The 13,924-nt window shown below is 44.7% G+C and carries 17 protein-coding genes and 2 tRNA genes; 16 read left to right on the forward strand and 3 right to left on the reverse strand.

The window, feature by feature from the left end; translation table 11 throughout:
* Positions 1 to 31: 31 nt before the first annotated feature.
* The 13 genes from B2W60_RS10755 (at position 32) to B2W60_RS10815 (ending at position 9,953) form a co-directional block, all read left to right on the forward strand.
* Positions 32 to 1,807: a tetratricopeptide repeat protein gene (locus B2W60_RS10755; RefSeq protein WP_292360687.1), complete on the forward strand. Its 1,776-nt coding sequence runs from the start codon at positions 32 to 34 to the stop codon at positions 1,805 to 1,807.
* Positions 1,804 to 2,403, forward strand: coding sequence for a lipoprotein insertase outer membrane protein LolB (gene lolB, locus B2W60_RS10760; protein ID WP_292360685.1), 600 nt, complete (start codon positions 1,804 to 1,806; stop codon positions 2,401 to 2,403). Before B2W60_RS10755 ends, lolB begins: the two co-directional genes overlap by 4 nt.
* Positions 2,400 to 3,269 carry a 4-(cytidine 5'-diphospho)-2-C-methyl-D-erythritol kinase gene (gene ispE, locus B2W60_RS10765; protein ID WP_292360683.1) on the forward strand — a complete coding sequence of 290 codons (870 nt, stop codon included), beginning with the start codon at positions 2,400 to 2,402 and terminating at the stop codon, positions 3,267 to 3,269. Before lolB ends, ispE begins: the two co-directional genes overlap by 4 nt.
* A 20-nt stretch (positions 3,270 to 3,289) precedes the next feature.
* Positions 3,290 to 3,364 (forward strand) — tRNA-Gln (locus B2W60_RS10770).
* A gap of 88 nt (positions 3,365 to 3,452) precedes the next feature.
* A complete protein-coding gene (locus tag B2W60_RS10775; protein ID WP_292361027.1) occupies positions 3,453 to 4,388 on the forward strand; it encodes a ribose-phosphate diphosphokinase in 936 nt (311 codons plus the stop codon).
* A 114-nt stretch (positions 4,389 to 4,502) separates the two neighbouring features.
* Positions 4,503 to 5,171 carry a 50S ribosomal protein L25/general stress protein Ctc gene (locus tag B2W60_RS10780; RefSeq protein WP_292360681.1) on the forward strand — a complete coding sequence of 223 codons (669 nt, stop codon included), beginning with the start codon at positions 4,503 to 4,505 and terminating at the stop codon, positions 5,169 to 5,171.
* A 20-nt stretch (positions 5,172 to 5,191) separates the two neighbouring features.
* The gene (gene pth / locus B2W60_RS10785; RefSeq protein WP_292360679.1) at positions 5,192 to 5,764 is read left to right on the forward strand and encodes an aminoacyl-tRNA hydrolase; all 573 of its coding nucleotides are present in this window, start codon (positions 5,192 to 5,194) and stop codon (positions 5,762 to 5,764) included.
* A gap of 107 nt (positions 5,765 to 5,871) precedes the next feature.
* Positions 5,872 to 6,963: a redox-regulated ATPase YchF gene (gene ychF / locus B2W60_RS10790; protein ID WP_292360677.1), complete on the forward strand. Its 1,092-nt coding sequence runs from the start codon at positions 5,872 to 5,874 to the stop codon at positions 6,961 to 6,963.
* A 60-nt stretch (positions 6,964 to 7,023) separates the two neighbouring features.
* Positions 7,024 to 8,088, forward strand: coding sequence for a phospholipase A (locus B2W60_RS10795; protein ID WP_292360675.1), 1,065 nt, complete (start codon positions 7,024 to 7,026; stop codon positions 8,086 to 8,088).
* 57 nt (positions 8,089 to 8,145) lie between these two features.
* A tRNA-Met gene (locus B2W60_RS10800) sits at positions 8,146 to 8,222 on the forward strand.
* A gap of 227 nt (positions 8,223 to 8,449) precedes the next feature.
* Complete coding sequence (locus tag B2W60_RS10805; RefSeq protein WP_292360673.1) at positions 8,450 to 8,830, forward strand: hypothetical protein; 381 nt, start codon at positions 8,450 to 8,452, stop codon at positions 8,828 to 8,830.
* A gap of 79 nt (positions 8,831 to 8,909) precedes the next feature.
* Entirely contained in the window at positions 8,910 to 9,470 is a 561-nt protein-coding gene (locus tag B2W60_RS10810; RefSeq protein WP_292360671.1) for a hypothetical protein, read from the forward strand.
* Between the two features lie 48 nt (positions 9,471 to 9,518).
* A complete protein-coding gene (locus B2W60_RS10815) occupies positions 9,519 to 9,953 on the forward strand; it encodes a hypothetical protein (protein WP_292360669.1) in 435 nt (144 codons plus the stop codon).
* Between the two features lie 5 nt (positions 9,954 to 9,958).
* Here the strand turns inward: B2W60_RS10815 and B2W60_RS10820 are convergent, their stop codons facing one another.
* On the reverse strand, positions 9,959 to 10,702 hold the full coding sequence (locus B2W60_RS10820; protein ID WP_292360667.1) for a hypothetical protein: 744 nt from the start codon (positions 10,700 to 10,702) through the stop codon (positions 9,959 to 9,961).
* 52 nt (positions 10,703 to 10,754) lie between these two features.
* Positions 10,755 to 11,741, reverse strand: a complete 987-nt coding sequence (locus B2W60_RS10825; protein ID WP_292360665.1) for a hypothetical protein — start codon at positions 11,739 to 11,741, stop codon at positions 10,755 to 10,757.
* A 178-nt stretch (positions 11,742 to 11,919) separates the two neighbouring features.
* Here B2W60_RS10825 and mscL point away from each other — a divergent pair, with 178 nt between their 5' ends.
* From mscL to B2W60_RS10840, 3 genes are read left to right on the forward strand one after another with little or no spacing between them, the layout of a single operon-like run.
* On the forward strand, positions 11,920 to 12,321 hold the full coding sequence (mscL, locus tag B2W60_RS10830) for a large-conductance mechanosensitive channel protein MscL (RefSeq protein ID WP_292360664.1): 402 nt from the start codon (positions 11,920 to 11,922) through the stop codon (positions 12,319 to 12,321).
* Positions 12,322 to 12,372: 51 nt separating this feature from the next.
* Complete coding sequence (locus tag B2W60_RS10835) at positions 12,373 to 12,624, forward strand: hypothetical protein (RefSeq protein ID WP_292360662.1); 252 nt, start codon at positions 12,373 to 12,375, stop codon at positions 12,622 to 12,624.
* A complete protein-coding gene (locus B2W60_RS10840; RefSeq protein ID WP_292363973.1) occupies positions 12,557 to 12,886 on the forward strand; it encodes a hypothetical protein in 330 nt (109 codons plus the stop codon). The genes B2W60_RS10835 and B2W60_RS10840 overlap by 68 nt, the downstream gene beginning before the upstream one ends.
* On the opposite strand, the gene B2W60_RS10845 is transcribed toward B2W60_RS10840, so the two are convergent.
* Entirely contained in the window at positions 12,858 to 13,808 is a 951-nt protein-coding gene (locus tag B2W60_RS10845) for a LysR family transcriptional regulator (protein ID WP_292360659.1), read from the reverse strand. The two genes, B2W60_RS10840 and B2W60_RS10845, sit on opposite strands and share 29 nt — an antisense overlap.
* Positions 13,809 to 13,924 lie beyond the last annotated feature (116 nt).

A 13,924-nucleotide genomic window follows, 5' to 3' on the forward strand; every position in this document is an offset into this window, starting at 1 on the left:
TATCAAACTCAATCAGTCAGGTCGTTGAATTATGGATTTATTGCAACAGTTACACTGTCATTCCAAACAGTTTGCCGCTTCGGCAACTTGGTTGATGATACCTATTTTACTGTTTGGATGCGCTGCTACTGCTCAGCAATCAGACGAAAGCGCTACACTGCAACCGATTGACTTAAACAAACCTGAAGTGGTCGATACTGCGCAACCTGCAATGGATTTGCCACTTACGCCGGAACTGGTTTATTACGTACTTGCCGCTGAAATTGCCGGGCAACGCGGACAACTGGACATTGCGGTGGATTTATACAATCAGGCAGCAGAAATAACCGACTCGCCCAATCTGGCAGGTCGTTCCGCGCGAATATCCACTTTTTCCCGGGATCCCAAACGCATCAATCGGGCATTGACTCGCTGGCAGGAAGTTTCACCGGACGAAGCCGAAGTCTATGTGATGCGGGTGCCGTTTTTGTTAATGGAAGATAACTACCCTGAAGTGGTTAAAAACATGAACAAGGCATTTGCTCTGGAGCCGGAAAATAAAGAAAGATATCTGGAAAGTCTGGCTGCCAATTTAAGTGAAAAAGGCGATCCGGAAAGAGGTTTACAGACCATTCTGGAATTGGATATCTATAAAAATGACGATCCGGCAGCACGTTTTACTTACGCCCGGCTGGCGGCATATTTCCAGCGATTTGATGTTGCCGAAATGACCGTGGATGAATTGCTCGAGGAAGAGCCACGCAACGAAGCGTATCTGGCATTAAAAGCGGATTTACTGCAAACATTCAACAAAAGTGACGAAGCATTAAAACTTATTGCCAAAGCGGCAGAGCAGGAAGGGGCCAGTGAATCCTTACGCTTTACCTATGGCAAATTATTAGGGGAAAGCGGTCAATCGGAAAAAGCCAAACGGGTTTTTGAAGAATTGAATCTGGAAAACCCGGATAATCCGGACGTCATTTTTGCACTGGGGCTATTGGCGTTAGAGCGTGAAGATGGACAAACCGCCAAGACCTTTTTCAGTCAGTTATTACAAATGGGTGATGCCGGAGGCCAGGCCAGTTATTTTATGGGCCTTGCAGAAGAAATGAATGACAATATTGATTCTGCGCTGGTGTGGTTTGCTTCTGTACCTGTAGACAGCCAACGATTTGAAATGGCGCAAACCCGGTATATCAATCTGCTTGCTGAACAAGGTGACATTGATAAAGCACGGAAACATTTGCAATTACTGCGTCAGGAACGTCCACAGCAGGCGATTGATTTTTATTTGTTTGAGTCTGCTTTCTTACGCGACCAAGGCATGCCGGAAGAGTCTGTTAATGTGTTAAGTGAAGCATTGGTTAATTATCCGGGCAATCTGGATTTGCTGTACAGCCGAGCCATGGTGGCAGAATCGATAGATAACCTGGAAATGCTGGAAACCGATTTACGAACCATGTTGCAAATCGATCCGAATAATTCTCAGGCTTTAAATGCATTGGGTTATACCCTGACAGATCGCACTGACCGTCATGAAGAAGCGTTAGAGCTGATTAATAAGGCTCTGGAGTTGCGTCCCAATGATCCGTATTACCTGGATAGTCTGGGCTGGGTATATTACCGAATGGGTGATTTGGAAAAAGCGGAATATTATTTGCGGGAAGCAGTCGCTATTCAGGCTGATGTGGAATTCCTGGCGCATCTCGGGGAAGTTCTCTGGGTGCAGAATAAAAAATCAGAGGCCAGAAAATACTGGAGTGAAGCGTCAAAACTGGATGCTGAAAACAAAGTGCTTCAGGAAACATTGCAACGGTTGACCAAATGAAACAACTGTTGGTGATTTTGGCGGTCAGTTTGCTGACCGCCTGTACTCCGATTTGGCAAACAAAACCACTCGCCCCTGCAGAAGTTCTGTGGGAAAACCATCAAACATCATTAAAGCAGTTAAACGACTGGTCATTTCGTGGCCGGACAGTGATAAGACAGGACAAAGAAGGCTGGAATGTCGGCGTGACCTGGCAGCAACACCAGGATGATTTCACTATTCGTCTGATAGGTCCGTTTTCTCAGGGAGCCGTTGAATTAAAAGGTGACGATGAGCTGGTCACAATGACGTTTTCCGATGGCCAAACCTATTCTGCTACTACTCCTGAGCAGCTTCTGGCAGAAGTGATGGGTTGGTTGCTACCCGTTAGCGCCCTGCGCGACTGGGTGAGAGGCTTACCGTATTCAGCGATAAAGATCGACGGCAAAACACTGGATGACAAAGGCCGATTGATGACGCTATCTCAAGCTGGCTGGGAAGTTGAGTTTATCGATTATGTACCGTTGGAAGGTAATGATGTGCCGGCCAAAATATTCATTGAGCATCCCGAGTTAAGTATCCGATTGGTAATGAATGGCTGGAAAGTTGGCAAATGAATGAATGGTGGCCTGCGCCGGCAAAAATAAATTTGTTTTTACATATCACCGGCAGGCGATCAGATGGATATCATGAATTGCAGACGGCATTTCAGTTTCTCGATCAGGGAGACAAGCTAAAATTTACTGTCACCGATGATGCACAAATTAGCTTAAAAGCGGATCTGCCAGATATTGCTGATCAGGATAATCTGATTGTTCGTGCAGCCAGGTTTCTACAGGCAACTGCAAAAATCACCTCGGGCGCCATTATTCAACTTGAAAAAAACCTGCCAATGGGGGGTGGTCTGGGGGGCGGCAGTTCAGATGCTGCAACCACATTAATTGCGCTGAACAAACTCTGGCAATGTGGTTTAACTGAGGACCAGTTGGCCGCTCTGGGATTGCAACTGGGCGCAGATGTACCGGTTTTTATCCGCGGTCATGCCGCATGGGCTGAGGGGGTGGGGGAAATATTTACCAGGATTGATCCACCTGAACCTTGGTATTTAGTTATCTTTCCCGATTGTGCCGTCTCTACAGCAGAAATATTTTCCGCAACTGAATTGACACGCGATTGTGAACCCATCACAATAGCGGGCTTCCTTGCGGGGGAAGGCAGTAACATTTGCGAATCGGTGGTAAAAAAATTATATCCACCAGTTGCACAAGCACTGGCATGGTTGGCACAATATGCAGCCATTCCACGAATGACCGGAACGGGTTCTTGTGTATTTGCCCGCTTTGATTCAGCCGCTGAGGCTGAAAATGTTTTACAAAATGTGCCGGAACATTGGCATGCTTTTACTGCCAAAGGCTGCAACGAATCACCGTTGAGTCTTTGTGCAAAAGACTTCGATAGAAGTCTGAATGTAACTGCAAATTGATAGAGTTGAGTAAAAACAGTTGGGGTATCGCCAAGCGGTAAGGCAACGGGTTTTGATCCCGTCATTCCCAGGTTCGAATCCTGGTACCCCAGCCACTCTTTTTGTTTATTGAACGAACTCGGCATCTCAATAGTGACTCAAAACCGACTCCTCCAGTTACAACAGCGTACCGCAGACGGCAATATGATGGTCTTTACCGGTAATGCTAATCGTAAACTGTCAGAAAGTATCGCCAATTTTCTGAATATCAGCCTGGGTAAAGCCACCGTTGAAAAATTCAGTGATGGCGAGATCATGGTTGAAATTCTTGATAATGTCCGCGGTAAAGACGTTTTCATCGTCCAGCCTACCTGCATGCCAACCAATGATAATCTGATGGAACTCATGGTAATGACCGACGCTATCCGTCGAGCATCCGCCAAACGAATTACTCTGGTTGTTCCTTATTTTGGTTATTCCCGTCAGGATCGCCGTCCCCGCTCAGCACGAGTTGCTATCACTGCAAAAGTAGTAGCGAATATGTTGACTGGCGTTGGTGCCGATCGGGTGTTAACCGTCGATTTGCATGCGGATCAGATTCAGGGCTTTTTTGATTGCCCGGTAGATAACGTTTATGCCTCCCCGGTGTTATTGGGGGATATCTGGAAACATAAATACCAGGATTTGGTCGTGGTTTCTCCGGATGTGGGGGGGGTAGTACGTGCTCGGGCATTGGCCAAACATTTAGATGTTGAACTGGCGATTATCGATAAACGTCGCCCACGCGCCAATGTGGCCAAAGTGATGAACATCATTGGTGATGTTGATGGCCGGACCTGTGTAATGGTTGATGATATGGTCGATACTGCCGGCACCTTGTGTGCTGCGGCAGCCGCGTTAAAAGAACATGGTGCGACCAATGTGGTTGCTTACTGTACACATCCGGTTTTGTCGGGTGCAGCCGTGTCCAATATTAATAAATCTTTGTTAAATGAATTAGTCATCACTGACACGATTCCATTGCAGCCCGAGGCGGCCGCATGTGACAAAATCCGCGTGTTGAGCATTGCGGAAATGCTCGCAGAAGCAATGTACCGAATTAGTAATGAAGAGTCTGTAAGCTCTTTGTATATGGATTAACCAGAAGTCAGTCTTTTGGTTGTATGTGCTGAACCTGGTCGCGGGGGAGGCGAAAAGCCGTAAAACGGCATATTTAACGGACTCCGTGTCCGTTTTTTAGTCTTGGAGAAGAAGATGGAAAATTTATTTGAAGTACATGCTGAAGCGCGTACTGACCAGGGGAAAGGTGCGAGCCGCCGCCTACGTCATGCGGGCAAAGTACCAGCAGTAGTCTATGGCGCTGAAAAAGAACCAGTCTCAATTTCAGTTAACCATAACCAGTTCATTCGCCATTTGGCAGAAGAAGCGTTTTACGCACACATTCTGACATTGGTTATTGATGGCAAGAAAAATCAGGTTGTATTGAAAGATCTGCAACGCCACCCAGCCAATGACAACAAAATCATTCATGCTGATTTCCTGCGCGTTGATGCCAAGCATGCAATGACAATGACCATTCCATTGCATTTCCTCAATGAAGAAAAAGCGGTTGGTGTTAAAGCCGGCGGTTTGATCTCACATCTGATGACAGAGGTTGAAATCTCTTGCCTGCCTAAAGATCTGCCGGAATACATTGAAGTTGATGTTGCAAAACTGGCAATGGATGAAGCAATCCATTTATCAGAACTGAAACTGCCTAAAGGCGTCACTTTGACGGCCTTGACGCATACACAGGATGAGCAGCTGGAAGAAGGTGAACGTTCTTCTTACGATCAAGCGGTTGTTAATATTCATGAGCCACGTGTTGCTAAAGTGGATCTTGAAGAAGATACCGAAGCTGATGAGGAAGCGACTGAAGAGTAATTCAGTCGTCGGGAACTGTTATGACAAACTGGATTATCGCCGGTCTGGGCAATCCCGGTTCCCAATATGAACAAACCCGACATAACGTCGGGTTTTGGTGGTTGGATCAGTTGGCTAAGGATTTGGGGCTGAGTTTTAAAACAGAATCCCGATTTCATGGTCAACTGGTCCAATACACAACTCCGGAACATAAAGTCTGGCTAATTAAACCTCTTACGTTTATGAATCGCAGCGGACAGTCTGTTGCTGCACTGGCCAATTTTTATAAAGTCCTCCCAGAAAATATTCTTGTTATTCACGATGAACTGGATTTACCTGCTGGCACAGTTCGCCTGAAAAGTGGCGGCGGCCATGGCGGTCACAATGGTTTGCGTGACATCGTAAGTCAACTGGGCAGTAAAGAATTTTTACGTTGCCGGATTGGCATTGACCATCCTGGTAATAGCAAGCAAGTCGCTGATTATGTCCTGAGTAAACCCTCACCAGCAGATCGGGAAAATATTCTGACAAGTATCGATAACAGCTTGCGGGTTTTACCTGAAGTACTTTCAGGCAATCTGGAAAAAGCCATGAACTGGCTGCACTCACAATAAGAACAGCTTGGTTTTTTAACTCAGTTTATTGTGATCTGCATAGGCAACGGTTTAAGGTGCGAGTAATTTTTAATCATTCATATATAAATAACCCCTAAGGATTTCTCATGGGATTTAAATGCGGTATTGTCGGTTTACCTAATGTAGGCAAATCCACTTTATTTAATGCGCTGACGCAAGCCGGAATCGAAGCACAAAACTACCCGTTCTGTACTATCGAGCCGAATGTTGGCATCGTGCCGGTACCGGATCCGCGGATGGATAAGCTGGCAGCCATTGTAAAACCGCAACGCGTTTTGCCTACGACCATGGAATTTGTCGATATTGCCGGTTTAGTGGCCGGTGCATCGAAAGGTGAGGGGTTAGGTAATAAATTTCTGGCCAATATTCGTGAAACCGATGCTATCGCACATGTCGTACGTTGTTTTGAAGATGAAAACGTCGTGCATGTTTCGGGTAAGGTCTCACCACTGGATGATATTGAAGTCATTAATACCGAACTGGCATTAGCCGATCTCGAATCGGTGGAAAAAGCCATAACCAAAACCACCAAGGATGCCAAAGGTGGTGACAAAACAGCCAAAGCACGATTGGATTTACTGGTAAAGATTCGTGAGCATCTGGATCAAGGCTTACCTGTCAGGGCAATGAACCTTGATGAAGATCAGCTGGGATTATTAACAGGTTTGCATTTACTGACGATTAAACCCACGATGTATATTGCCAATGTTGCTGAAGATGGCTTTGAAAATAATCCGGCTCTGGATGCCGTCAAATCACTGGCTGAAAAAGAGAATGCGATTGTGGTGGCCATTTGTGCTGCTATCGAATCAGAGATTGCCGATCTGGCGGATGAAGATAAAGCAGAGTTTCTTGAGGAACTGGGACAGGATGAACCGGGTCTGAATCGGGTGATCCGCAGTGGTTATCAACTGCTGGGATTACATACCTATTTTACTGCTGGTGTTAAGGAAGTTCGCGCCTGGACCGTTGAAGTCGGCGCGACTGCACCGGAAGGCGCCGGGGTGATCCATACTGATTTCCAAAAAGGTTTTATTCGCGCAGAAGTCATCGGCTACGAAGATTTCGTACAGTTCAATGGCGAACAAGGCGCAAAAGATGCCGGAAAATGGCGCCTTGAAGGTAAAGAATATGTCATCAAAGACGGCGATGTAATGCATTTCAGGTTTAACGTTTAGACCAAATACTGCCTCTGCCATGTAAGTTCGACAAGGCACTCTGAAAACAAAGGAAGCGTCATGAAAAGATGGTTTGTCGGGGTGCTGTTGGCACCATTTTTCGCCAATGTAGCCTATGCAGATCAGGCAATGGATGCATGCATACTTTCCAAAATGGCTACATCGGACGATAGTGTAACCGTTGGAAATATTCGCGAAATCTGTTCTGCCGATATTGCTGCAGAAAAAAAAGAGCAGGAACAACCGGCATATCTTTCTGAAATGAATGATGAGCAGCTGGAAGCTATTTCAATTGATGAGAATGAAGGCACAATTGAAACGGCAGATGGATCAGCCTTATCACGCCGTTTAGTACTGGAAAAAACGCAATCAAATAATCCCTTTGCCTTTTTACCACATCGTCCGAATTACTTTATCTTCAGTAACAATGTAGGTTCAGCAAATGAGGCGCCTTTCGATGCAGCGGATCCGGATCGTGACTATGATTTTCAACCATGGGAAAGCAAATTTCAGATCAGCTTAAAATTGCCCGTTGTTCGTGGGTTGTTTGATGGTCGTGCCGATGCGTTTATTGCCTATACCAACCGTTCTTTCTGGCAAATGTTCAATAGTGATAGCTCGGCAGCATTTCGCGATTCAAACCATGAACCTGAAGCATGGCTGTCTTTTGCAAATGATACAGAGTTGCTGGGATTCAAGAACTCTCTGATTAATGTGGGTATCAATCATCAATCGAACGGCCAGAGTGGAGAGCTTTCCCGAAGCTGGAATCGTGTGTTTGCCGAGTTTGTTGTCGAAAAAGGGGATTTCTATTTCTCCGCCCGTCCGTGGTATCGCATCCCGGAGCGCAGCAGTTCGGATGATAATCCGGATATTGAAAAATATTTGGGTAATTTCGATTTCACCTCGGTTTATAAATATGGTGACCACAGCTTTGATCTGATGATACGTAATAACCTTCGCGGTAATAATAAAGGTGCAACGCAACTGGGCTGGAGCTTTCCTCTGTATAAAAACTTCAGAGGTTATGTGCAATGGTTTAATGGGTATGGTGAAAGTTTGATTGATTACGATCACCGTACCAATAGCATTGGTTTTGGTATTCAATTCAGTGATTGGTTGTAACCCTATCGCTAAATTGTTGATATTTACTGCCCAGACAAGTAAAATGCTCGGCTTCGTGGCTACATAGCTCAGTTGGTTAGAGCACATCACTCATAATGATGGGGTCCCTAGTTCGAATCTAGGTGTAGCCACCACAAATTCAAAAACCTGCTTCGGCAGGTTTTTTTATGTCTGAAATTTTCGCCTTAATTTTATTCTTTCAGTTAACCCAGTGAATTGCGTAAAGCATTGGCTAATATCAACAATGTTTTCCTGAAGGTTATAGGGAAAATGACCTCAATGTTGGGGCGGGAGAAACTTTGAAATTTACCCTCTAGTCTGCAGTAGATTCGTCTAACTTATATTACTCAGGAGCAAATTCATGTCCATTAAGCCGGTGTCTGTCGCGTTGTTTGCTTGTTTTGCCGGAATACTTTTATCAGCCAATAGTTTAGTGGCAGCCGAAGACGATGCCAGCCGCTTTATTGAGTTCTATGAAGAAGCGGATGAGGATTGTGAAAAGAAAGGTGGTGCACGGATTTTTGTAAAAAATACGCATGAAAAACAAATCATTGACTTGCATCTGGACCGCTATTTTTATGATGTGCGACAGGGCGGGCGATCTATGTTTCCCATAAAACCCTCCGCTTCTCAGGCATTAGGGTGTAGCAGGGTGTTTGATGCTGAGCAGCGTTGGGAGTTGGTTTCAGCGACCTTTATAAGCGAAGCCGGGGTAAACGAACGATACGGAGATCAACAGTAATACACAGCATGATTTGATCAGCAAAAAATCGGTGATTGTTTACAAACTTAATAGGGTGAAACACTAAAGGAGCAGACTAATGGAAAGATCAGTCCATGGCGTAATAATTAAGCGTTTATTGATCGTCTTTTCTGTTTCTTTAAGTTTCATGGCAATAAGTGGCTGTGAAGATAATGAAGTGCAACAGTCTCAAGAGTTTGATGAACAACCTTCATATGCTGTTATCAAGCCGGTTCCGCAAAATTTACAGCAAGGAATGCCTGAAGCTAAACCCGTTGAAATGTTATCGGTTGCCGATCCTACTCCACCTGAGCAATGGTTGTTAACCCTTTATCAAGCTAAGCCAGGTGCTGATAAAACACGCGATACCAACTATTACCAGAGACTTCTATCGTCTATTAAGCCCCATGTGCATGAACAACCTCGTGTGATAGCCAATCGTACTGTGCAAACCACCCGCCAATTACAGGAAATGGGCATTGCAGCAGACGAAGATCAAATGCTTGAGGATTTTGCAGCTCAACTTCAAACCGTAAATGGGCGTTTTGTTTATGGTGAACTTTGTGCGAATTACAGTAATTTAAGACAACAAAAACTGAGTCATCAGGAAGCGATACTGGAGCTCTTTGAATCGCTTTAATTTCGGCATTTTATCCCACATGACTTTGTCAGCATTGGAGCAATAGACATGCAGGAGCTAATAAACGGTTTGTTAGTTTGGGCAGTTACGTTAACCGGGTATCAACAGCCTGTTGATTTGCCGGTGGTTGAAGCGGTGAGCCATCAACAATTGGTTAAAACATTATGTGAAGATCAATTCTGTACCGCTGTAGCCTATTACGACACAGATACACAAATTATTTACTACGATGAGCGGATGCAATTAGAGCAGGATCAAAGTGCCAGAGGCTTTATTATTCACGAAATGGTGCATTATCTGCAGGACTTAAATGGTGAGTTAGTGCCGTCGGAAATGAGCTGTGAACAACGCATTGAAAAAGAGCAAGAAGCCTATCGAGTACAACAGTATTTTCTTCAAGAGCACAAAGAACCTACTTTCCAGATTGATTTGGCTGTCGCCGTATTATCAAACGTTTGTAAAACAAATAATGTGGTGGAATAAGTTGGTCAGTTAATTGGCAAATCAATATAGTCATCGTTGATTTCGACGGCTTCTACCGGAATGCTAGTGACCGAGGTGGCTTTTTCGTTATCTTGAACATCATCACATCCGGTTTGGTATTGCTCAAGGCTGAATTGATCTGGAGCGGTTTTATCAAAACTAATACGAAAGAAATTTCGTTCACTACGCTCACTCATTGTTGCACAGTTGTTCTGAATCAGAGGAAATCTACCTTTTAATATCGTTGAATCGTTAGCCAACGAAATAACACTTAAACTGGTTTCATTACTACCACCCATGCCAAAACTACTAACCAGTGCTAATTCATCCAGCCCATCATCATTAATATCAGCAACGGGAAATAAATGATGAGTGCCTCCAGCAAATACGATGTTGCGAACAAGCTGCTGATTTTCAACGATGGCGAGTCCCATATTGCTGCAACAGCGTGGCCATAAGCTCAGTAAATATAATACGGCGGTTTGCTCGCTAGCTGATCGGGTGAAGTTGCCCTGAGCACTATCCATGATTCGAAAATCTTCTTCATACACAGCGTTATGCCGGAGCCAGTATTCTCTGGACTGACTACTCGACTGAAGAATAGCTGGATGGTTTAGCCAGTAACTTTGATCAGTGGCTGCCGATGGCAAGCGACCATCGGCAATCACATATATCTCTTCTGTTTGCTGGGCCAGACTGACATGTGATATGCCGATACATATCAATAAGACAATTGAATAATTTCTCATTACCCAGCCCCCCATTCTTTATACCGATCCACTCGTTCTGGTTTACCAGATATTACTCCGGTTTTTGGGTCTCGATATCCACACCTTCAAAACTGACGGTCGGTTCTTTACGTGTCGTATGTTTAGGTTTTTCAGCGACTGTTTCAGGGTTGATAACCAGTGGTTCTTTACGCTCAGTTTTATTTTTTTGTGTAATGACTGGCGCTTCATCCATGACAACGGGATCCTGGCGACGGACTTTATTGGGTCTGGCCGCTTCGAGCCCGGTTTTCATCCCTTTGGGAAGTTCATCAAAGAATAATGGATCAAGCCGGCCATTTATATATTTCAATGGTTGGGAAAGTTTTTGCTGCTGGCAATAACGAATTACCCCCATCAATACTTGCCGAACAGCTTCCAAATCATCCAGGCTGCCCCGCTTATCCTCTGCAAAATAGGCGGCCATAAAACTGAAACGGTTATCAATGGAAAAGGGCAATATCTGACGCCACAAACTATAGATATCCTCAACTTTAATTAATTCGCCTGCTACAGCACGATCCAGGCTGCGGAACCAGAACAGAATTTCATCCAGCACACTGGCGGTCAGTAAATCATCCTGATCAGTGATAACTGCCATGCGGTCACCCATATGCCATGACGTCTTAATATTTTGCGGGGTATACCAGCTTACTTCAGGTGTCAGAGCCAATGCGAATTCATAGACCACTTTGGCATCAAATGTTGATCGATTGGTTAACCATAACGCCGGTTGATTGCTGATAGACAGAAATTGGCTTTCCAGGTCCTGTAACAGGCGTTGTCGTTCCAGTTCTTTATTTGTCTGTGAACCATCATTGGCTCGTCGTTTGACTATCCATAACAGAAATACTGCAATCAGCAGAATGCCTGCCAGAGTCAGCAGGATAGTCGAAAAATACAACGCTAACTGTGATGAGAGTTGCTCCAATTGTTCCGCTGATAGTGCAGTAGCGTCGTCAGCGTTCACAATATTGCTGATAATTTCTTCAATGCGTTTTTGAAAAAAACCAATTGCCATAAATAGCCTTATACATTTGTCGAAGAATGAGAAAGTGTTTACTTACATAAAGACACTTCTATTGTCCGCTAATTTTCCAAAGAAAAATTTTTTATGTCATATATTCTAAACTGCTGATATAAAAGACGTAAAAATGCGTTTTGTCAGGAAGTTTGTTCAAGTCAAAAGGAGAGTGTTTATGAGCATGGTACAAGAATTCAAAAAGTTTGCGATGCGCGGTAATGTGGTTGATATGGCAGTTGGTATCATTATCGGTGTGGCATTTGGCAAGATTGTTTCATCGTTTGTTTCCGATGTCATTATGCCGCCACTCGGTTTGTTAATGGGTGGGGTCGATTTCAAAGATCTGGCGATAGTCCTCAAAGAAGCGGTTGGAGATACGCCGGCAGTCGTTATTGCCTATGGGCAGTTTATTCAAACGATTGTTGATTTTGTGATTATTGCCTTTGCGATTTTTATAGCCATCAAGGTCATGAACTCATTGAAAGCGAAAGAAGAGGCGGCTCCTGAGGCACCACCTGCGCCGACAAAAGAAGAAATTCTGTTAACCGAAATTCGCGACATTTTGAAACAGAAATAAATCTGGTTGGGCCGGATACCTGTCTGGTGTCCGGTTTTTTCTGTTTCTGCCATGATGCCATTATTTGCCAGAGTAGCTGTTAGCCTTATCGTGGCGATATTGCTGGTTTCGATGTTATTTTACGGCTATCTGGCTGGTTTTATCGGCAGTCCGTCAAGGTATGCAAAATGGCTGGTTCCGGTATTTTTCTATACGGGCGTTATATTGTGCCTGACCGGAGTGATTTTCACCTTAGTTGAACAATTTGTCTGGGTTCGCTGGTCATTTATTTCTGCAGTATTCAATAACCCAGCTGGATTGTGATGATCGATATCAAGTACATCTCAGCAAAATTGAACAACGCCCGGCTGAGGTGGTGTTATTTCAGAAAGGTAATTTCTCCCAATCCATTCAACGCCTGGCGGGATGGGATAAATCCGCTTCAATGAATGATTGCCGATTTATTGAAAACACCTATTCCCTCGGCACACAGAGACGCTTTCTCAGTCAATGCCACAATCAGCAGCAAACTTCGGTGGTGGATTTGATTGATCAGGCTAAACGTCTGGGGTGCCAGCAAGGATAGCACTGTCATGCGTCAATAAATGTTCGATTTCCTGTTCACCTTCCTGTTGCAGATAATCCAGAAATGTCTGTGCGGCCAGTGACAATCGTTTGCCTTGACGATGCACAGCATACCAGCGGCGGCGTAATGGAAAGTTTTCCACATCCAGTATTACAATTTTATTAGCAGCTAATTCCAGTCGCAGACTATGTAATGACAACACTGCCACCCCCAGGCCAGCCATCACCCCATGCTTGATTTCATCTGCCCCACTTAGCTCCATATAGGGCGAGACCTTGAGTCCTGATTTGGCAAATAATTCTTCAACTGCTTTGCGTGTGCCGGAACCGGGCTCCCGGCCAATCAGACGTTGTTCCGCAATGGCTTTTAACGGAATGTTTTTTTGTGTAGCCAATGGATGATCAGGCCGGGCGACAATGACCAGGACATTTTCCAGAAACGGATATTCAACTACGGGCAGATCCTCGGGCACCTGACCCATGATATAAAGATGATCTTCATTGGCATCCAGACGCTCCAATAACCGTGCTCGATTGGTTACCCGGAGTCTTGGTTCGACTTTGGGATAGCGTTTTATGAAATTACCCAGGAGATAGGGCAGAAAATATTTGGCGGAGCTGACCACCACCAGATTGACCGGCCCGGCGACTTCACCCTGTAAATCAGCCAGAGCGGCATCGAGATCTGCCAGCCGCTCTAATACATCGCGACAGGCATCATAGAGTTCATGGCCCGCAACCGTCAGGTGCAATTTTCGGCCTACCGTTTCGAAGAGTGGCATGCCGACAGACTCTTCCAGTTTTTTCATCTGAATCGACACGGCCGGTTGTGTTAAATGTTTTTCTTCTGCGGCGCGGGTAATACTCATCAATCGAGCCGTCGCTTCGAATAAACGTAATTGTTGTAAGGATGCATGCAGCATATATAACTTTAATTTATGTTAAGGATAAAAATTATTAACTTGTTTTAATGGTTAAAGTCAACTATTTTTGTCACAGACATAAAATTGTCGCTGAAGTAAACTTACCTCGGCAAAAA

The organism is Methylophaga sp. UBA2496, from assembly GCF_002341635.1.
In the GTDB taxonomy this organism is placed as follows: Bacteria; Pseudomonadota; Gammaproteobacteria; order Nitrosococcales; family Methylophagaceae; genus Methylophaga.